Origin of the sequence: Mesorhizobium sp. B2-1-1 (genome assembly GCF_006442975.2) — a bacterium.
Lineage (GTDB): Bacteria > Pseudomonadota > Alphaproteobacteria > Rhizobiales > Rhizobiaceae > Mesorhizobium.
The window spans coordinates 2,528,585-2,546,947 of the sequence record NZ_CP083954.1; the positions used below are offsets into that span (position 1 = coordinate 2,528,585).

Genomic DNA, 18,363 nt, shown 5'->3' on the forward strand with positions numbered 1-18,363 from the left:
CTTCGCCATGCCAAGCAAATCCCCATTGAAGACACTGGCGCCCGATGGACTCGGGCCGACCGTCACCGTGGGCGAGATCCTGGTGGAGATCATGGCCACCAGCCGTGGCAACGGCTTTCTCGAGCCCATCGCGCTGACCGGACCCTATCCGAGCGGGGCGCCGGCGATCTTCGTCGACCAATGCGCCAGGCTTGGCGGGCGGGCCGGCATCATCGCCTGCGTCGGCGATGATGATTTCGGCAGGATCAATATCGAGCGCCTGCGCCGGGACGGTGCGGATGTCTCGGCCATCGCCGTCAGCCCAGACTATCCGACGGGCAGCGCCTTCGTGCGCTACCGTGAGGACGGTTCGCGCGACTTCGTCTACAATATCGGCAAATCGGCCGCGGCGCGGGTCGGCTTGACCCCTGAGGCCAGGGCGCTGCTGGCGCGTTCAGGCCACCTGCACGTCATGGGCACCGCACTCAGCATTCCCGCCATTTGGCAGGTGCTCGACCATGCCATCGATGTGGTCAAGGCGCGTGGCGGAAGCATCTCGCTCGATCCCAATCTTCGCAAGGAACTGCTCGGCCATGGCCAGACGCGCGAGCGCTTCGCGCGGCTTCTCGACATTGCGGATCTGATCCTGCCGTCGGGTGAGGAACTCCACACCGCTTCGGGCAACGACAATGAAGCCGACGCGCTCGCCTCGCTGTTTGCCCGCGGCGCCGGCGAGGTCGTCGTCAAGCGCGGCGCGTTGGGCGCGTCCCTGTTCGGCGCCGACGGCAGCCGCGTCGAGTCGCCCGGCTTCCTGGTCGAGGAGATCGATCCGACCGGCGCGGGCGACTGTTTTGGCGGTGCCTACATCGCCTGCCGCAGGCTCGGCATGCCTGCCGTGACCGCGCTCGATTACGCGAATGCGGCAGGCGCGCGCAACGTCACGCGGCAAGGCCCGATGGAAGGAGCCGGTACGCGCGCCGAACTCGATCTGTTCATTGCCAACACGCCGAGGCGACGCCCGTGACCGATCCATTGCTGAAACTTGCAAATTCCCGGCGGCGGGGCGCGGCGGAAGGCATCACCTCCGTCTGCTCGTCCCATCCGGTCGTGATCCGGGCCGCAGTGCGCGACGCCGCGCTGTTCTCGCGGCCGCTGCTGATCGAGGCGACCTGCAACCAGGTCAACCAGTTCGGCGGCTATACCGGCATGCAGCCCGCTGACTTCGTCGCGGCGGTGACCGCTATTGCAGGCTCCGAAGGCCTTGCGCCCGAGCGGGTCATCTTCGGCGGGGATCATCTCGGTCCCAATCCATGGCGAAAGGAAGATGCCGGCGCGGCCATGGCGAAGGCCGAGGACATGGTGTCCGCCTATGTCCGGGCCGGTTTCCGCAAGATCCATCTCGATGCCTCCATGGGATGCGCGGGCGAGCCGGCGGCGCTGGATGACGCTACGATTGCCAGGCGCGCCGCCCGCCTGGCGCGCAAGGCCGAGGACGCCGCCAGCGGGACCGACCGGCCACTCTACGTGATCGGCACCGAGGTTCCGCCGCCGGGCGGAGCGGATCATCTCATCGGCGAAATCAGCCCCACAAGCCTGTCCGCGGTCCAGCACACACTGGCGGTGCATCGGCAGATCTTCCACGAGAACGGCCTCGCAGACGCCTTCTCGCGGGTCATCGCCGTGGTGGTGCAGCCGGGCGTGGAGTTCGGCAACGAGAACGTGGTCTTCTACGATCGCGCCAAGGCGCTGCATCTGCGCGAATTGCTCGACCAGGAAGCGGGCCTGGTCTACGAAGCCCATTCCACCGACTATCAGACGCAAGCGGCCCTACGCGAACTGGTCGAGGACGGCTTTGCCATCCTCAAGGTGGGGCCGCAGCTGACTTTCGAACTGCGCCAAGCGCTCTATGGGCTGGACCTGATCGCCTCCGATCTGTTGCCCGACTACGGCGCGCGCCCGCTTTATCAGACCATGGAAGCGCTGATGACGGCCGATGCCAAGGACTGGCACAGCCACTACCACGGCTCTGCGGCGCAACAGCGCGTGCAGCGGCACTATTCGCTGTCGGACCGCATACGTTACTACTGGAACCATCAGGAGGCGATGGAAGCTGTCCAGCGATTGACGGCCGCCTTGTCGGGCAAGGCCGTGCCGGTGACGCTGTTCCATCAGCATCTGCCCGCGCTCGACCGCTTTGCCGGGCAGCCGCTCGATCCGGAGGCGGTGTTGGTGGCCGCGGTTCAGCAGGCGCTGGAGGGCTACCGCTTCGCCTCCAGCGGTTGAGCGGCCGATAGCCAGGGGACGCAGTTCGGTCATTTCGACGACTTGTCGGCTTACTTGCTTGAGGTGTGCCTGCACCGGGGTAATAGTCGCGACGGAATGGCGAGGAGGAGGATATGACGCTGAACTTCGACCCAAGGGCGAAGGCCGCGACGCTCTACCATGGCGAATTCCGGCCGATGTTCATCGGCGGCAAATGGGTCGCTGCGCAGTCCGGACAGGAGATGCAGGCGCTCAACCCGGCGACGGGGCAGGTGCTGGCGACGGTGCCGCGCGGAGGCGCCGCCGACATCGACGCGGCGGTGGCGGCTGCGCGCACCGCTTTCGAAGGTCCGTGGTCCGGATTTTCGCCTTACGAACGGCAGTGCGTGCTGCTCAGGATCGCCGATCTCTTCGAGAAGAACTGGGAAGAGCTCTGCGTCTCCGACACCCTCGACATGGGGCTGCCGATCACGCGCACGCTCGCCAACCGGCGCCGGGTCATCGGCATGCTGCGCTTCTATGCCGGGATGGCGACCGCGCTGCATGGCGAATCAATCGACAATTCGATCCCGGGCGAGATCGTCACCTTCACCCGGCGCGAGCCGGTGGGCGTGGTCGGCGCCATCATTCCCTGGAACGCGCCGACCGCCGCGTCGATCTGGAAGATCGCGCCGGCGCTGGCTACTGGCTGCACGATCGTGCTGAAACCTTCCGAGGATGCATCGCTGACGCCGCTTTTGATCGCGCGGCTGATGCAGGAAGCGGGCGTTCCCGACGGCGTTGTCAACATCGTCACCGGAACCGGGGCCGAAGCCGGCGCGCGGCTTGCCGAACATCCCGACGTCAACAAGATCGTCTTCACCGGCTCGACGCTCACCGGCCAGGCGATCGCCCGGGCGGGTGTTGCCAATCTAAAGCGCGTTTCATTAGAACTCGGCGGCAAGTCGCCGCTCATCGTGTGCCGCGACGCCGATATCGACAAGGCCGTTCCGATCGCGGCGATGGCTGTCTTCGTGCATTCGGGCCAGGTCTGCATCGCCGGTTCGCGGCTGTTCGTGGCGCGCGAAATCCATGACGAGTTCGTGCGCCGGCTCGCTGACTTCGCCGGCAGGCTGCGCATCGGCCACGGCATCGAAGCCGAAACCGAAATGGGGCCGCTCATCAATGCGCGGCAGGCCGGCAAGGTTGAGGGCTACATCAAGGCCGGCAGCGAGGAGGGCGCGGAACTGGTCGCCGGCGGATCGCGGCTGACCGGCGGCCTCTATGACGGCGGCAACTTCATCGCGCCGACCGTCTTCGGCGCAGTGTCCGACCAAATGACCATCGCGCGCGAAGAGATCTTCGGGCCGGTTATCTCGGCAATGCCCTTCGATACGCTTGACGAAGCCGTCGCCCGCGCCAATGCGACGCCCTATGGGCTGGCCGCCGGCATCTTCACCACCCATCTCGGCACGGCGCACAAGCTTGCCCGCCGGGTCAAGGCGGGTTCCGTCTGGGTCAACATGTACCACGCCATCGACCCCGCCGTGCCGTTCGGCGGCATGAAAATGTCCGGGTATGGCCGCGAGGGCGGCATCGAACATCTGCACGAATATCTGGAGACCAAGTCGGTGTGGATCCAGACCGACTAAGGCTTTTGTCGGTTTGTCAGGCGAGCCGGCCTGCGCCGCCGGTTCTCACGCTGCCGCTCATGCACGCCGGCTGCAAATCAACCGGCGCCCGTTCTCAGGAACTTTTCTTTATCCGGCGATTTTTGGATATAAGATGAAATCCGGTTGGCCAGGAAGGTGTTGTCGATGACGACGAAACGCTTCGCGATCTGCGCTCTCGCCCTTGTGATGGGCTGCGGCATCGTCTCTTCGGCGTCCGCCGGGGCCAGGCACCGCCACCACCAGGGCGAACCCGAACGCTATGTTCCCGCTGACGGCGATATTATTGACATACTGTTCGGCGGCCCGCGCTACTATGACCGGCAGCTTGTCACGACGGCCGCCGGCGCCTGTTCCTACCACCGGGTGGGGCCGGATGCGAATGCGCTGAACAAGATCAACGATCACCATTGCGGAAAATAGCGGGCCGACCGCTCCGCAAGCAGGCTCATGACGCTTCCCATCCGGGAAAGCGGTCCGGCCGCAGCCATGTCTGGGCTGGGCTGCCATTGCCGGAAAACACGGCGTCAACCAGCCAGCGCGCGGTGGCGGGGGCGGCATGCATGCCGATGGAACCCATGCCGCCATGCACGAACAGGCCCTCGACGGCCGTCCTGCCAGCGACCGGCAAGCCATCGGACAGCATCGGGCGGTTGCCGGGATAGACGTTCCTGACCTGCGGCGCGCCGAGGCCCGGCAGCATGCGCAGCGTGCGGCTGGCGATCCGGCTCGCCATGTCGGTGTTGCGGACGAGATCGCGGAAGGCCGGCTGGACGGAGGCGCCAAGCCTGGCATCGCCGCCGCCCATGGGGTTGAGGCAGATGGCTTCCACCGCCGGCTGGTCGTCGCGCTGCGCGGCGACATCGGCAAGGCCGTCGAGCCTCATGCGCCGGCCGAGCTCTTCCTGATCCGGCCAGGTCAATTCCTCGACGATCCAGGGCAGCTCGAAGTCGAGTTTTCCCAACTGGATCAACCAGCCGCGGCCGGCGGTGAAGGGCAGGCCGGGCAGCGGTCCGTCGCCGACGGTGCGGCGCAGAAGGTCCGACATCCACAATCCGTTGGCGATGAAGATGAGATCGGCGGGAACGATCCCCTGGTCGGTCAAGATACCCTGGACCTTGCCGCCCCTGGAGAAGATCTGGGCGACGCGCAGGCCGGTGCGGATCGTCGCGCCGGCCTCACGGGCGGCGTGGGCGAAGGCATGTGTCGCGCCCATGGGTTCCAGCGTCCATGCACGGCCGACGGAATAGGCGCCTGCCACGTTGAAGCCGACACGCGGGTGGTCGCGCGCCAGTTCCTTGCCCGTGATCTTTTCCATTGCCACGCCGACTTCCCTGTAGCGGTCGGCCACGGCGGCAGCCGCCTCGAAACTCGCCTCGTCTTCGGAAATCAGCAGATGTGCGATGGCGGCGAATTCGAAGGGAACGGGTCCGTCGGCAAGCTCGGCATAGATCGCGACGCTGGCGTCCAGCAGTTCGACGACCTCTTTCTGCGGGCCGGTGAGCAAGGTGCCGGTGTTTCGTCCTGAGGACTCGGCGGCGATCATGCTCTGCTCGAGGATCGTCGTCTTGAGACCGTGGCGGGCCAGTTCATAGGCGAGCGTGCAGCCGGCGATGCCGCCGCCGATGACCACGGCATCCATTGGTGTCTGGACGCGAGTCGAGTTGAAGGACATGGAGCGCAGCCTCCTCCCAATGAAAGCATCTCGTATACTCGTATACGAGATGCTTTTCAAGTATGCCGCCCACGACTGCCGCAAGTGCCGCCACGATATCGTCTTCGGTCCGAGCCGGGCGCAGGCCAGTCGGCGATTTCCTCAGCAAAGGCGGGTAGCCTATTCAACGACTTGCGGCTGGATCCGCAAGTTCGGCACGAATCTCCGCACCATGTTCGTCGCGTGCCGGACTTTTCGCCGGTGCCTTTGCCGTCCGTTTGGAAAAACGGGGGGCGGAGGCAGCTTGGAGCGCGCCATTCTCGACCAACCAGGAGCCGCGTGCGGCCATGTGCGGATGCAGCGCCGCCTCATGCGGGCTGAGCACAGGCCCGACGCAGGCATCCGTTCCTTCGAACAATTTCATCCACTCGTCTCGGGATTTTTCGGCAAAGATCGCTTCCAGCCGGCTGCCGAGCTCAGGCCAGAGGCCGCGGTCGAACTGAGCGGCGAACTGCGGATCGCCGCCCAGACCAAGCCTGTCGAGGAACAGCGCATAGAATTTCGGCTCGACGCACTGGACGCTGATGAAGCCGCCATCAGACGTGCGGTAGACGCGGCACCAATGCGGTCCGTCCAGAAGGCTCCGGCCACGCTCGGCGGCAAGCCCGCCGGATGGTGCGAGCGACATCAACAGGTTCATCATATGGGCCGAGCCGTCGACGATCGCCGCGTCGACGACCGTGCCTTCACCACCGGCGCGGGCGTTCATGATGGCGGCCAGCATGCCGATCACCAGATAGAGCGCGCCGCCGCCTATGTCGCCGACCAGCGTCGGCGGCGCCATTGGCGGCTCGCCCGGCAGGGAAGCATACCAGAGTGCGCCCGACACGCCGGTATAGTTCATGTCGTGGCCGGCGGTGCGGGCGAGCGGGCCTTCCTGCCCCCAGCCGGTCATGCGGCCATAGGCCAGGCGAGGGTTGGCGGCCAGACACACATCTGGACCAAGCCCGAGACGCTCCATCACGCCCGGCCGGAAGCCCTCGATCAGGCCGTCGGCGGTGGCGATCAGGCGCATCAGCACGGCAACGTCCTCGGCATCCCTGAGGTCGAGCGCGATAGAGCGCTTGCCGCGATCGAGCAGCGAGCGCTCGGGAAGGCCCGGCACGGATGCATGCTTGCGGTGGACGACGATCACGTCGGCGCCGAGATCGGCGAGCAGCATGCCGGCAAAGGGCGCCGGCCCCAACGCCTCGATCTCGACGATGCGGATTCCCCTGAGCATCCCACCCTCCACGGCATTCAAACTTTCGGTAAGGCACACTTTTGGTGTCACGCAGGGGCGACGGTGTGTAACCCTGCTCTTTTGGCATTGAAGCACGTGTCGCCGGTATATACGTCAGGGCCATGAAAAAAATCGGTTTCCTGTCATTCGGGCACTGGACGCCCTCGTCGCAATCGCAGGTGCGCTCGGCGTCGGACGCGCTGTTGCAATCCATTGATCTCGCCGTCGCGGCCGAGCAACTCGGCGCTGACGGCGCGTATTTCCGCGTCCACCATTTTGCCCGACAGCTCGCCTCGCCATTTCCGCTGCTGGCGGCGGTCGGCGCCAAGACCAGCCACATCGAGATCGGCACGGCGGTCATCGACATGCGCTACGAGAATCCGCTCTACATGGCGGAGGACGCGGGTGCCGCCGACATCATCGCAGGCGGGCGCCTGCAGCTCGGCATCAGCCGGGGCTCGCCCGAACAGGTGATCGATGGCTGGCGCTATTTCGGCTACGCGCCGCAGGAAGGCAAAAGCGACGCCGACATGGCGCGGCATCACGCCCAGGTCTTCCTCGACACGCTGCGCGGCGAGGGCTTCGCCCAGCCCAATCCGCGGCCGATGTTTCCCAACCCGCCCGGCTTGCTGCGCCTGGAGCCGCATTCTGAAGGCCTGCGCGAGCGCATCTGGTGGGGTGCCGCCACCAACGCCACTTCGGAGTGGGCGGCGAAGCTGGGCATGAATTTGCAGAGCTCGACCCTCAAATTCGACGAAAGCGGCAAGCCCTTCCATATCCAGCAGGCCGAGCAGATCCGGATCTATCGCGAGGCCTGGAAGGCGGCCGGCCATGAACGCGAACCGCGCGTCTCGGTCAGCCGCAGCATTTTCGCGCTGGTCGACGACCGGGACCGCGCCTATTTCGGGCGCGGCAATGAGGGCCGCGACCAGATCGGCTTCATCGAGGAAAACACGCGGGCGATCTTCGGGCGCAGCTATGCCGCCGAGCCGGACGTGCTGATCAAGGAGTTGGCCGAGGACGAGGCGATCGCCGAGGCCGACACGCTGCTGCTCACCGTGCCCAACCAACTCGGCGTCGACTACAACGCCCATGCCATCGAGGCGATCCTGACCCATGTCGCGCCGGCGCTGGGTTGGCGCTGACAGCCGAGCCGTGTAACCATCGCTGCTGCGGACAGTTCAGGAGGTTCACTGCATGGCAAAGAAGGCCTTGATTGCCTGGGGTGGGTGGGAAGGCCATACGCCCCAGCGCAGCGCCACTGTGGTGCGCGACATGCTGGAGCGCAATGGATACACGGTCACGCTCGGCGAGGGCACGGGGATGTTTGCCGATCCGGAGCTGAACTCATTCGATCTCATCGTGCCCGTCATCACCATGTCGAAGATCGAAAAGTCCGAGCTGCAGAATCTGACGCGCGCGGTTCGACAGGGAACGGGACTCGGCGGTTTCCACGGCACGATGGGCGACAGTTTCCGCAACGAGCCGGACTATCAGTTCATGACCGGCGGCCAATGGGTCGCGCATCCCGGCGACATCATCGACTATCGCGTGGTCATCACCAAACCGGACGATCCGATCACGAGAGGCATTAGCGACTTCGCCTACCGGTCGGAGCAGTACTACATGCATGTCGACCCGAGCAACGAGGTGCTGGCGACGACCACCTTCACCGACGAGCATTTCCCGGGCATCGGCGGCGTCGACATGCCGGTTGTCTGGAAGCGAAGATATGGCGCAGGCAAGGTCTTCTACAGTTCGCTCGGACACACGGCGGATGAGTTCGCGATGCCGGAAATGGCTGTCATCGTCGAGCGTGGTTTGCTCTGGGCCGCGCGGGGGTAGCTGCCCACTGAAACCGCGACAGCCTACCAATCGGCGACGCGATCGCCGCCTGTGAATTGCGCGCTCTTGCCGGTGTATTCGAACAGTTCGATCTTCACGCCGTCGGGGTCGCGCAGCCAAGCCTGATAGGTGTCGTCGCAGGCGAGTTTTTTCGCGGTGACCTCCACGCCCCTGGACGCGATATGCGTGATCGCGGCGTCGATATCCTCCACCTCCAGGCAGAAATGGTTGATCTGGTTCGTCTCGCTGAACCGCGCACCCTCTTTGTGAAAAACCTCGATATGGCTGCGGCCGCCGCAATTAAGGTAGAAACCGAAAATCTTTCCGTCGCGCAGGAAATTGAACTGGATATCAATGCCCAGGACATCCTCGTAGAAGCGCCGTGTCTCGTCCAGATCATTGGCGAAGATGCAGACATGGGCGAGTTGTTTGACCTTGATCATGGCTGGCTCCTCATAATTTCGCAGGTTCACATAGCCCGGCGCGAAATTGGCCCGCGTGGGCTCATCGTCATTCAATCCCGCCGGTGACCACATAGGCGCCCGCGCTGCGTCCATCCCGCAGCCGCATCACCGCCGTGACGATCGAGCCGTAGGGGCCGCGCCAGACGCTGTGGATCCGTTGATGCTCCGCGGCCGGGACAAACGCCCGGCCGGTCAGACGCGCGCCGGCTCGGTGCATCGCGACGAAATCTCCGTTGACGTGCACCTTGATGCTGGCGTGCTCCGCCTCGGTTGCGTCGACGGGGAGGTCGAGCGTGATGATGATCTCGTCCTGATCGCCGGTGCCACGCGCCTCGGCCGCAAGCTTGATTGCGAGCGGCAGCGCCTTGCCATTGCCGGCTTGAGTGGGCTGGCGCGAAAACACGTCATCGGCGAGTTCCGGCGTGCGCGGCGGCTGGGTGCGGCGCTGCGTGGAGCGTTCGAAGTCGCCGGCCATGCGCAACAGCCTTTCATCGTCATAGGCCTTGCCGGCGAAGGTCAGGCCGACCGGCATGCCGATGTCGGCCATGGTGCCCATCGGCACGGTAACGGTCGGGATGCCGAAATGCCGCCACACCAGATTGCCGTTGGCGACCCAGGTGCCGTTGCGCCAGGCAAGCGCCGCGGAGGCCTCAGTGATGTCGGCATCGGCGGGCCCGACATCGGCGACGGCAGGCAGCACGACGGCATCAAGCCTGTTCGCGTCCAGCCAGTCCTCGAAATCGAGCCGCCGCGTCGCTTCCAGCCCTTTCAGCCCGTCCTCCATCGTCGGAATGGCCCGGAACGGCGTGACGCCTGATTTCGCGCGCTCGACATACTGTGCCAAGTCGAAACCGCCTTCATAACGGTCGGGCAGCGTGCCCGGTGGCTGCGGAAAGATTTTCGGGCCGTCGACCGAAACGAGATCGGGAATGTTCAGATCATCGTTCGCGCGCAAAAAATCATCCCAGGCTGAGATGCAGAGGTCCCAGATCTCGCGATCGGCGAAGTCCGGCGGCACCAGAGCGCGGTCGACCATGGTGCGCGCGCCGGGGCGATCGCGCTCGTAGTTGGAGACGACAGGAAAATCGACCTCCATCACCTCGGCTCCAAGCCGTCTCAGGTCCGCCGCCGCTTGCTCCCAGAGATCAAGCACGGAGGCGCGGGTTTCGATCCGCCGGTCGGCGCCGCTGTCGCGGCCGATATACATTCTGGGTACGCCAAGCCGCATGCCTTTCAGCGACCCCGCTAGCGCCAGATCGGTATAGCGCGGCGGTCGGATTTCGGAACTCTTCGGCAGCGCGATCCAGGGCTGCGCGCGCCAGAAATCGCCCCGCGTCTCGGGATCGTCGGCGACGATCACATCCAGCAATTCGAGCATGTCGGGCACGCTGCGCGTGTGCGGCACGACGACATCCATGGTCGGCACCAGGGGCCAGTTGCCGCGCACCGAAATGACACCGCGCGACGGCGTGTAGGCTACCAGCGCGTTATTGGTGGCCGGCGCACGGCCGGACGACCAGGTCTCCTCCCCAAGCCCGAAGGCGCAGAAGCTCGCCGCCGTAGCGGTGCCAGAGCCGTTCGAGGAGCCGGACGCGAAGGCGGCGGTCAGGTAATCGGCATTGTAAGGGCTTTCGGCGCGGCCATAGACGCCGCGCTGCATGCCGCCATTGGCCATGGGCGGCATGTTGGTGAGGCCGATCAGCACCGCGCCGCCGGCGCGCAGCCGGGCGACGGTGAAGGCGTCCTCGTTGGCGATAAGATGCTCGAAGGCCGGAGAGCCGGCGGCAACAGTCAAGCCAGACACCTTGTAGCTGTCCTTGGCGGTGTAGGGAATGCCATCGAGCGGGCCGAGCGTCTTGTCCTGACTGCGGCGCCGGTCCGAAGCCGCGGCTTCCTCGAACATATCAGGATTGAGAACCGGCACCGCATTGAGGCTGATGCCGTGCCGGTCGAAATGCGCGATGCGCCTGAGATAAGCACCGACAAGTTCGACGCTGGTGACAAGGCCCTCCTCAAGCGCGCTCCGCAACTGTTCGATCGTCGCTTCGACGATGTGAAAGCTGGCATCGGTCATCTTCTAGTCCCTGGCGGTCGTTTCCAGGCATGGATGAGCGAGGCCGCCGGCTTCGGCAAGGGCCAATCGCGATTGACGGTGGTCCTGGCGGGTCGGGCGCGGTGCCGCGATTGCATATCCCGGTTGGCAAAAAGCGGCTGACCGATGCAACCTCTAATAGAGACGGCGCGTCAGGTGCCTTCTGGAGCGGCGAGGTCCGGATCCGGCAACGAGGAGTTGCGCCTCTGGTGTCGTCCGTGGGCAACTATTCGCCAAATAGTGAATATCAGTCCCTCAAAACGACTTGCAAGCTTAAGCTGAAGCTCGCAGAAGTTGCGGCAGAAGCATGCATTGAAGAAAACTCATGCCGCCCCAGCATGAAAGGGGGATCATGCCTGACCAGAATGCCCTGATCCGCGCTGCCATTGGGCGGCTGCTCTCCGAAAAAACCGGGGTTGCCGCCATTTCGATGAAGGAAAGCATTGACGAACTGCTGGAGAGAACCGGCGAGACGATGACCGAGGACCGCCTGCAGGACCTGCTGCTCGAGATGGCCGAGGTCCGTGGAATGACGGTTGTTCTCGACGTTTAGCGAAGCCGTTCCGCCACAGCCCGGGCGTGGCGTGCCGGCTCGCCCCGATCGGCCATCCGGCCTGCCTCACCCCAGCAAATTGCGCGCCGTGCGCATGAAGATCCTTGAGCCGATCGGGATCAAATCGTCGGGGAAATCATAGTCGGGATTGTGCAGGGCAGGGTGGCGCTCGCCGGCCCCGAGGAAGAACATCGCCGACGTCGCGCTGTGGCCGAACAGGCCGAAATCCTCCGAGGCGCGCATCGGCAGGGCCTCTTGCGTGTGTGCGACGCCCTCTTCGTCGAGGGCGCGTTGGAGATGCTCCACCGCGTCCGGCGCGTTGACGCTGGCGACGAAGATCTCGTGGTAGTCCCAGCTTGCGGACAGGCGATGCTGGCCGGCGATCTTCGTGACCAGCGCTTCCGCGGCGGCGCACAGATCCGCCATGCGCTCGTCGCGCCTGGTGCGCAGCGTCGCCCAGACCTCGGCGTGGGCGGGCGCGATGCCGAACACGGCCTCGCCCATCTCGGCGTGGGTCACGGTGACCATGCCGAAATCGTCGTCGGCGAACGTTCCGTGCCCGAGCGCGGGCAGGGCAGGCATCAACGCGCTGATCGCCGGCATCGGCGAAATTCCGGTCTCGGGCATGGAGGAATGCGCGGTCTTGCCCTCCAGCACGATGCGCATGCCGCGCGAGGCGCAGTTGACCACGCCGGGCTTGAGCCGCACCTCGCCGAACGGCACGCCGGGCAGATTGTGCAGCGAGAAGGCGAAATCGGGCGCGATCTCGCCGAAGCGGGGATCGGCCACCACCCCGGCGGCGCCATTGCCGGTCTCTTCCGCCGGCTGGAACATCAGCACGATGCGACCGCTTGCAGGCCGCTCGCGCCCGAGCTGGCGTCCGAGCGCCGCCAGGATCGCGGTGTGTCCGTCATGGCCGCACATATGCGACTTGCCCGGCACGCGCGAGGCATGCGGCACGCCGGACAGTTCCTCGATGGGCAGCGCGTCGAGTTCCGAACGAAACAGGACGGTTGGTCCGTTTTTGCCGCTGTCGTAGACGGCCGCGACACCATGTCCGCCCAATCCGGTCAGCACCTTGTCGGGATTGGTATCGGCGAGGAAGTCGACGACGGCTTTCGCCGTCTTTTCCTCCTCGTTCGAGATTTCCGGCTGCTGGTGCAACTTGCGCCGCCATTCGGTCAGCTCGACGATGTCCCGGTTGGTGAGAGTCATGATTTTGGCCTCCGCTGTATCGCTCACGACGCGCCCGATCGACCGGGCGCGTCGGAAGGATAGCTAGCGGCAAATGGCTGAAACCGCCACCGTCTGGCCTATTGATTTATCTCGGGCTCGACGAGCTTTGCCAGGTTCCGCAGCGACTCCTGCCAGCCGAGATAGCAGGCCTCGACCGGGATGACGTCGGGAATGCCGGCCTGGGTGATGTCGATCTCGGTGCCGACAGATACTTTTTTCAGGGTTACGGTCACCTGGATCTCGCCCGGCAGATTGGGATCGTCGAACCTGTCGGTGTAGCGCAGGCGCTCACCGGGAACGAGTTCGAGATACTCGCCGCCGAAGGCATGGCTGTCGCCGGTGGTGAAGTTGCGGAACGACATCTTGAACGTGCCGCCCACCTTGCCCTCGAAGTGATGAACCGTGCAGGTGAAGCCGTTCGGCGGCAGCCACTTCGCCAGCGCGTCGGCCTCGACGAAGGCGCGATAGACTTTTTCCGGGCTGGTGGTGAGAACACGGTGCAAACGTACGGTGCCGGGCATATCATATCCTTTCATAATGCCTGTTCGATGCCCCAAGGACGAGCGGGGCCCGGCCAGCCCGACACCGGCTCCCGGAATTTTTTCAGAGCCTCGGCCGTGGCCTGCGCGATTGGCTTACGCCAGTTCAGCCTGGGTTGGGACTCGATTTTGCGGCGGCTGGCCCAATCGTCGAAAATGACGAACCGGATAGCCATTATGAGGAGACTGTTTATAACGGTCGCTGAGATCGCTGTGACCAAGGGGAGACGATGCGCTACATACGTCCACTTTCAATCGAAGATGCCGTTGGCCACTTGGCCGGATCGGCCGGAACGGCGGCCATTCTCGCCGGAGGCAGCGACCTGCTGGTGAGGATGAAGGGCGGCTTCATCGAACCCGAACTGATCGTCGACATCAAGGCGATCGCGGCCTTGAGCGAAATCAGGGAGACGCCCGACGGCTTCAGCATCGGTGCGGCGGTTCCTTGCGCGGTGCTGGGAGAGAACGCGGCCCTGAAGAAGGCCTGGCCCGGCGTCGTCGAGGCGGCCAAGCTGATCGGCTCGAAGCAGGTGCAGGGACGCTGCACCATCGTTGGCAATCTGTGCAACGCCTCGCCGGCGGCCGACAGCGTGCCGGCGCTGGTGGCGGCCGGAGCCAGGGCGGTGATCGTCGGGCCCGCGGGCCGGCGCACCATCGCCGTGGAAGCCGTGCCGACCGGACCGGGCAAGACGTCGCTCGCCAAGGGCGAGATCATCGAGGCGATCCTGCTCGACAGCCAAGCCCCGCGCTCGGGCGACGCGTATCTCAGGTTCATTCCCCGCACCGAGATGGATATCGCGGTGGTCAGCGCCGGCGTGAATCTGACGCTCGACGAGCAAGGTGTCGTCAAGGCGGCCCGCGTGGCGCTGGGCGCCGCCGCGCCCACGGTGCTTCTGGTGCAGGAGGCCGCCGAGGCCCTCATCGGCAGGACGCTGGACGAAGCCGCGCTCGAGCGGCTCGCCAAGGTCTGCTCCGGGGCCTGCCGGCCGATCGACGACAAGCGGGGCACGATCGAGTTCAGACGGAAAGTCGCGGGCGTGCTGGCCAGGCGGGCCGCCACGTCAGCCTACAAGCGTGCAGGAGGCAAGTGATGGCCGGTGTAGCAGTTTCAACCACGATCAACGGCGACAGCGTCGAATATCTCTGCCAGCCCGACGAGACGCTGCTCGACGTGCTGCGCGACCGGCTCGGGCTGACCGGCGCCAAAGAAGGCTGCGGCACCGGCGACTGCGGCGCCTGCAGCATCATCCTCGACGACCGGCTGGTGTGCTCGTGCCTGGTGCTGGGCGCGGAGGCGCAAGGGCGCCGCGTGGAGACCGTCGAGGGCATGGCGCATGGCGAGCGGTTGCATCCGCTCCAGCAGAAGTTCCTCGAGCACGCCGCGCTGCAATGCGGCGTCTGCACGCCGGGCTTCCTGATCGCGGCGAAGGATCTTTTGGCCAAGAACCCCGACCCGACCGAGGAGGAGATCCGCTTCGGCCTCGCCGGGAATCTCTGCCGCTGCACCGGCTATGACAAGATCGTGCGCGCCGTCCAGGACGCGGCAAGCGTGATGAAGGGAGCCTGACGATGAATTTCGATCCGCGTTTTTCCAATCGCAATTTCGCTTCGGTCGGCACGCGTCCCATCCGTCCCGACGGCGTCGACAAGGTGACCGGCCGCGCCCGCTACGGTGCCGACTTCAACATGGCCGGCCAGCTGGTCGGGCGCGTGCTGCGCAGCCCGCACGCGCACGCCAAAATCAGGAAGATCGACACTTCGAAGGCGGAAAAGCTCGCCGGCGTGAAGGCGGTGATCACCGCCGCCGACCTGCCCGACCTCACCGACGGCGATGCCGCCATGTACGACATCCTCGACAATTGCATGGCGCGCACCAAGGCGCTCTATGACGGCCATGCGGTGGCCGCGGTCGCCGCGATCGACGCCCGCACCGCCAGGCAGGCGCTGAAGCTGATCGAGGTCGACTACGAGGTGCTGCCGCATGTCACCGATGTCGACGAGGCGATGCAGCACCACGCCCCGCTGATCAACGACGCCGTCTTCACCGAGGGGCTGGAGGAAAAGCCGGTCAAGCCGTCCAACGTCACCAAGCGCAGCCAGTTCGGCCATGGCGACGTCCATCAAGGCTTTGGGCAGGCCGACTTCATCGTCGAGCGCTCCTTCAAGACCGAGCAGACGCACCAGGGCTATATCGAGCCGCATGCCTGCGTGGCCAATGTCAGCTCCGACGGCACGGCGGACCTGTGGGTCTGCACGCAAGGCCATTTCGTCTACCGCCAGCATTGCGCCCAGTTGCTGGGCATGGAAGCCTCGAAGCTGCGCGTCACCTCCTCCGAGATCGGCGGCGGCTTCGGCGGCAAGACCCATGTCTGGGCCGAGCCGGTGGCGCTGGCCCTTTCGCGCAAGGCCGGCCGCCCGGTGAAGCTGGTGATGACCCGCGACGAGGTGTTCCGCGCCTCGGGCCCGACCAGCGCCACCTCGATCGACGTCAAGATCGGCGCCCGCAAGGACGGCACCATCACGGCTGCCGAAGCGACGCTGCGCTACACCAGCGGCCCCTATGCCGGCACCTGGGCCGAGATCGGCGCCATGACGGCGTTCGCGTGCTACAGGCTAGAGAACGTCAAGACCGTCGGCTATGAGGTGCTGGTCAACCGGCCGAAGACCGCGGCCTACCGCGCGCCGTCGGCGCCGATGGCGGCCTTCGCGGTGGAAAGCGCCGTCGACGAGCTCGCCAAGGAGATCGGCATGGACCCGGTCGATTTCCGCATCAGGAACGCGGCGCAGGAAGGCACGCGCTCGTCCTACGGCCCGGTCTACGGCCCGATCGGCATCGGCCCGACGCTGGAGGCGGTCAAGAACCATGCGCACATGAAGGCGCCGCTCGGCCCGAACCAGGGGCGCGGCATGGCCTGCGGCTTCTGGTTCAATTTCGGCGGCCAGACCTGCACCGACCTCAACATCGGCATGGACGGCTCGGTCTCGCTTGCCGTCGGAACGGTCGACGTCGGCGGTTCGCGCGCGTCGCTGTCGCTGGTGGCGGCGGAGGAGCTCGGCATCGACTATTCGCAGGTCAAGGCCGTCGTCGCCGACACGTCCAGCCTCGGCTACAACGACATGACCGACGGCAGCCGCGGCACCTTCTCCTCCTCCATGGCGACCATCTCGGCCGCCCGCAACGCCATCAAGGTGCTGCGCGAGCGCGCCGCCCAGATGTGGGACATTTCGGTCGACGACGTGGTCTGGGAACAGGGCCATGCGGTGGCCAAGGGCGAGAAGCACGGCAATCTCGGCAAGCTGTCGCTGAAGGAGATCGCGGCGCAATCCGGCAAGACCGGCGGGCCGATCGCCGGCCATAGCGAGCTCGTCGCCGACGGCGCCGGCGTCTCCTTCGCCACCCATATATGCGACATCGAGGTCGATCCCGAGACCGGCTCGACCAGGGTGATCCGCTACACGGTGGTGCAGGATGCCGGCAAGGCGGTGCACCCGACCTATGTCGAGGGCCAGTACCAGGGCGGTGCCGCGCAAGGCATCGGCTGGGCGCTCAACGAGGAGTATATTTACGGCAAGGACGGGCGGCTGCAGAACGCCGGCTTCCTCGACTACCGCATCCCGGTCTGTTCCGACCTGCCGATGATCGACACGCAGATCCTGGAAATCCCCAACCCCAACCACCCTTATGGCGTGCGCGGCGTCGGCGAGACCTCGATCGTGCCGCCGCTGGCGGCAATCGCCAACGCGGTGTCGAACGCCGCCGGCGTGCGCATGACCCACATCCCGATGTCGCCGCCGCGCATCCTCGCGGCGATCGAGGCGGAACGGGAAGGCTGATGGTGCAAGTGACGCTCTGGGGGGCGCTTGCCGCGACCGCCGGAGGCCAGAGCAAGGTCGAGGTCGAGGCCAAGGACATAAGGGAGCTGTTCAGGAAACTGGCTGAACAGTATCCCGGGCTTGAACCGCTGATAGATCGGGGGATCGCGGTGGCGATCGATGGGGTGATTTATCGCGATACGTGGGGGAAGAAGCTGCCGGAAGGGGCGGAGATTTTTCTGCTGCCGCGCTTGGCTGGGGGGTGAGGGGGATAGGTATCGCTTGGCCGAAGGTGCGAACGTCTTGTTAGGGGCCGGTTGCGGACTGGCCGCTTTTGGCCTCCTGAGCGCCAACCCGGACGATCGTCGCCGAGTGACGAGCGAAGATGCCTGTGTCAGTATGACCGTATGGAGATAGAAGACATCCAAGCCCGCTTCGAGAAGGCTGTCGAGTTGTTCATGAACGACCAAAGCCAGTTGCTCGAACTTAATGCTAATGAGCGCGCCATCGGGGCGACGCTCGCCCATTTGTTTGTGCGAGAGATGTTTCCTGACCATCGTGTCGATGCCGAGTACAACCGTGTCGGCCTTGATGGTAGTGCCAAGCGCCTAAATCTTCCGATGGAATGCGGCGGCGAGAACGCGCGCGTGTTTCCGGACATCGTCGTGCATCGGCGCGGCGACAATCAAGAGAACATTCTTGCAGTCGAAATCAAGTTGACCACAAACAGGCAGCCACGCCGCTGCGATCTCATAAAGCTTGAGGCCTTCCGTGAGCAGCTTCAATATCGGGTTGGCGTTTTTCTCGAACTGCCTGCGGGCAAGGACTTTGGACAAAAGGATGCCAGCATGCAGTGGTTCACCTAGCGCACCCGTTCTTGAAGTGGTCGATTGGGTGCTTGATCGTTCGAACCGCAGCTACATCCTAGTTCATTCGGAGGTCGACCTCCTCCGTGGGCTTTGAACTAGGACGGACACACATGAGAAAAATCCGTC

Annotated in this window: 18 protein-coding genes; 12 read left to right on the top strand and 6 right to left on the bottom strand. The window is 65.2% G+C overall.

The window, feature by feature from the left end; translation table 11 throughout:
• Nucleotides 1-7 precede the first annotated feature (7 nt).
• The 4 genes from FJ972_RS12340 to FJ972_RS12355 all read left to right on the top strand — a co-directional run bounded on the left by FJ972_RS12340 (nt 8) and on the right by FJ972_RS12355 (nt 4,313).
• Nucleotides 8-1,003: a sugar kinase gene (locus tag FJ972_RS12340; protein ID WP_140521363.1), complete on the top strand. Its 996-nt coding sequence runs from the start codon at nt 8-10 to the stop codon at nt 1,001-1,003.
• Nucleotides 1,000-2,262: a D-tagatose-bisphosphate aldolase, class II, non-catalytic subunit gene (locus FJ972_RS12345; RefSeq protein ID WP_140517327.1), complete on the top strand. Its 1,263-nt coding sequence runs from the start codon at nt 1,000-1,002 to the stop codon at nt 2,260-2,262. Before FJ972_RS12340 ends, FJ972_RS12345 begins: the two co-directional genes overlap by 4 nt.
• A gap of 113 nt (nt 2,263-2,375) precedes the next feature.
• Entirely contained in the window at nt 2,376-3,872 is a 1,497-nt protein-coding gene (locus FJ972_RS12350; RefSeq protein WP_140521364.1) for an aldehyde dehydrogenase family protein, read from the top strand.
• Between the two features lie 165 nt (nt 3,873-4,037).
• Nucleotides 4,038-4,313 carry a hypothetical protein gene (locus FJ972_RS12355; protein WP_140517323.1) on the top strand — a complete coding sequence of 92 codons (276 nt, stop codon included), beginning with the start codon at nt 4,038-4,040 and terminating at the stop codon, nt 4,311-4,313.
• Nucleotides 4,314-4,338: 25 nt separating this feature from the next.
• On the opposite strand, the gene FJ972_RS12360 is transcribed toward FJ972_RS12355, so the two are convergent.
• The gene (locus FJ972_RS12360) at nt 4,339-5,565 is read right to left on the bottom strand and encodes an NAD(P)/FAD-dependent oxidoreductase (protein WP_140521365.1); all 1,227 of its coding nucleotides are present in this window, start codon (nt 5,563-5,565) and stop codon (nt 4,339-4,341) included.
• Between the two features lie 163 nt (nt 5,566-5,728).
• Nucleotides 5,729-6,826 carry a CaiB/BaiF CoA transferase family protein gene (locus FJ972_RS12365; protein WP_140521366.1) on the bottom strand — a complete coding sequence of 366 codons (1,098 nt, stop codon included), beginning with the start codon at nt 6,824-6,826 and terminating at the stop codon, nt 5,729-5,731.
• 122 nt (nt 6,827-6,948) lie between these two features.
• On the opposite strand from FJ972_RS12365, the gene FJ972_RS12370 reads away from it, so the two are divergent.
• Nucleotides 6,949-7,971 (top strand): LLM class flavin-dependent oxidoreductase, encoded by a 1,023-nt coding sequence (locus FJ972_RS12370; protein WP_140521367.1) that lies wholly within the window; start codon nt 6,949-6,951, stop codon nt 7,969-7,971.
• A 52-nt stretch (nt 7,972-8,023) separates the two neighbouring features.
• On the top strand, nt 8,024-8,671 hold the full coding sequence (locus FJ972_RS12375) for a ThuA domain-containing protein (RefSeq protein ID WP_140499244.1): 648 nt from the start codon (nt 8,024-8,026) through the stop codon (nt 8,669-8,671).
• Between the two features lie 23 nt (nt 8,672-8,694).
• Here FJ972_RS12375 and FJ972_RS12380 read toward each other — a convergent pair whose 3' ends face one another.
• A complete protein-coding gene (locus FJ972_RS12380; protein ID WP_140499242.1) occupies nt 8,695-9,114 on the bottom strand; it encodes a VOC family protein in 420 nt (139 codons plus the stop codon).
• Nucleotides 9,115-9,181: 67 nt separating this feature from the next.
• Nucleotides 9,182-11,209, bottom strand: coding sequence for an amidase (locus FJ972_RS12385; RefSeq protein ID WP_140521368.1), 2,028 nt, complete (start codon nt 11,207-11,209; stop codon nt 9,182-9,184).
• Nucleotides 11,210-11,579: 370 nt separating this feature from the next.
• On the opposite strand from FJ972_RS12385, the gene FJ972_RS12390 reads away from it, so the two are divergent.
• Nucleotides 11,580-11,780: a hypothetical protein gene (locus tag FJ972_RS12390; RefSeq protein ID WP_140521369.1), complete on the top strand. Its 201-nt coding sequence runs from the start codon at nt 11,580-11,582 to the stop codon at nt 11,778-11,780.
• 66 nt (nt 11,781-11,846) lie between these two features.
• On the opposite strand, the gene FJ972_RS12395 is transcribed toward FJ972_RS12390, so the two are convergent.
• Nucleotides 11,847-12,995 carry an amidohydrolase gene (locus FJ972_RS12395; protein WP_140521370.1) on the bottom strand — a complete coding sequence of 383 codons (1,149 nt, stop codon included), beginning with the start codon at nt 12,993-12,995 and terminating at the stop codon, nt 11,847-11,849.
• Between the two features lie 98 nt (nt 12,996-13,093).
• Nucleotides 13,094-13,537, bottom strand: a complete 444-nt coding sequence (locus tag FJ972_RS12400; protein WP_140499234.1) for an SRPBCC family protein — start codon at nt 13,535-13,537, stop codon at nt 13,094-13,096.
• A gap of 248 nt (nt 13,538-13,785) precedes the next feature.
• On the opposite strand from FJ972_RS12400, the gene FJ972_RS12405 reads away from it, so the two are divergent.
• From FJ972_RS12405 to FJ972_RS12425, 5 genes are all read left to right on the top strand, one after another.
• Complete coding sequence (locus FJ972_RS12405) at nt 13,786-14,646, top strand: FAD binding domain-containing protein (protein WP_140521371.1); 861 nt, start codon at nt 13,786-13,788, stop codon at nt 14,644-14,646.
• Nucleotides 14,646-15,122, top strand: a complete 477-nt coding sequence (locus tag FJ972_RS12410; protein ID WP_140521372.1) for a (2Fe-2S)-binding protein — start codon at nt 14,646-14,648, stop codon at nt 15,120-15,122. The genes FJ972_RS12405 and FJ972_RS12410 overlap by 1 nt, the downstream gene beginning before the upstream one ends.
• A 2-nt stretch (nt 15,123-15,124) precedes the next feature.
• A complete protein-coding gene (locus FJ972_RS12415) occupies nt 15,125-17,389 on the top strand; it encodes a xanthine dehydrogenase family protein molybdopterin-binding subunit (protein WP_140521373.1) in 2,265 nt (754 codons plus the stop codon).
• Nucleotides 17,389-17,634, top strand: a complete 246-nt coding sequence (locus FJ972_RS12420; RefSeq protein ID WP_140521374.1) for a MoaD/ThiS family protein — start codon at nt 17,389-17,391, stop codon at nt 17,632-17,634. The genes FJ972_RS12415 and FJ972_RS12420 overlap by 1 nt, the downstream gene beginning before the upstream one ends.
• A 141-nt stretch (nt 17,635-17,775) precedes the next feature.
• Nucleotides 17,776-18,234 carry a hypothetical protein gene (locus tag FJ972_RS12425; RefSeq protein ID WP_140577955.1) on the top strand — a complete coding sequence of 153 codons (459 nt, stop codon included), beginning with the start codon at nt 17,776-17,778 and terminating at the stop codon, nt 18,232-18,234.
• Nucleotides 18,235-18,363 lie beyond the last annotated feature (129 nt).

Bases quoted from the DNA above. Each gene is read 5' to 3' on its own strand.
- FJ972_RS12340 (WP_140521363.1), top strand. From the start codon at position 8: ATGCCAAGCAAATCCCCATTGAAGACACTGGCGCCCGATGGACTCGGG.
- FJ972_RS12365 (WP_140521366.1), bottom strand. From the start codon at position 6,826: ATGCTCAGGGGAATCCGCATCGTCGAGATCGAGGCGTTGGGGCCGGCG.
- FJ972_RS12395 (WP_140521370.1), bottom strand. From the start codon at position 12,995: ATGACTCTCACCAACCGGGACATCGTCGAGCTGACCGAATGGCGGCGC.
- FJ972_RS12360 (WP_140521365.1), bottom strand. From the start codon at position 5,565: ATGTCCTTCAACTCGACTCGCGTCCAGACACCAATGGATGCCGTGGTC.
- FJ972_RS12355 (WP_140517323.1), top strand. From the start codon at position 4,038: ATGACGACGAAACGCTTCGCGATCTGCGCTCTCGCCCTTGTGATGGGC.
- FJ972_RS12420 (WP_140521374.1), top strand. From the start codon at position 17,389: ATGGTGCAAGTGACGCTCTGGGGGGCGCTTGCCGCGACCGCCGGAGGC.
- FJ972_RS12380 (WP_140499242.1), bottom strand. From the start codon at position 9,114: ATGATCAAGGTCAAACAACTCGCCCATGTCTGCATCTTCGCCAATGAT.
- FJ972_RS12370 (WP_140521367.1), top strand. From the start codon at position 6,949: ATGAAAAAAATCGGTTTCCTGTCATTCGGGCACTGGACGCCCTCGTCG.
- FJ972_RS12385 (WP_140521368.1), bottom strand. From the start codon at position 11,209: ATGACCGATGCCAGCTTTCACATCGTCGAAGCGACGATCGAACAGTTG.
- FJ972_RS12375 (WP_140499244.1), top strand. From the start codon at position 8,024: ATGGCAAAGAAGGCCTTGATTGCCTGGGGTGGGTGGGAAGGCCATACG.
- FJ972_RS12415 (WP_140521373.1), top strand. From the start codon at position 15,125: ATGAATTTCGATCCGCGTTTTTCCAATCGCAATTTCGCTTCGGTCGGC.
- FJ972_RS12350 (WP_140521364.1), top strand. From the start codon at position 2,376: ATGACGCTGAACTTCGACCCAAGGGCGAAGGCCGCGACGCTCTACCAT.
- FJ972_RS12425 (WP_140577955.1), top strand. From the start codon at position 17,776: ATGGAGATAGAAGACATCCAAGCCCGCTTCGAGAAGGCTGTCGAGTTG.
- FJ972_RS12390 (WP_140521369.1), top strand. From the start codon at position 11,580: ATGCCTGACCAGAATGCCCTGATCCGCGCTGCCATTGGGCGGCTGCTC.
- FJ972_RS12405 (WP_140521371.1), top strand. From the start codon at position 13,786: ATGCGCTACATACGTCCACTTTCAATCGAAGATGCCGTTGGCCACTTG.
- FJ972_RS12400 (WP_140499234.1), bottom strand. From the start codon at position 13,537: ATGCCCGGCACCGTACGTTTGCACCGTGTTCTCACCACCAGCCCGGAA.
- FJ972_RS12410 (WP_140521372.1), top strand. From the start codon at position 14,646: ATGGCCGGTGTAGCAGTTTCAACCACGATCAACGGCGACAGCGTCGAA.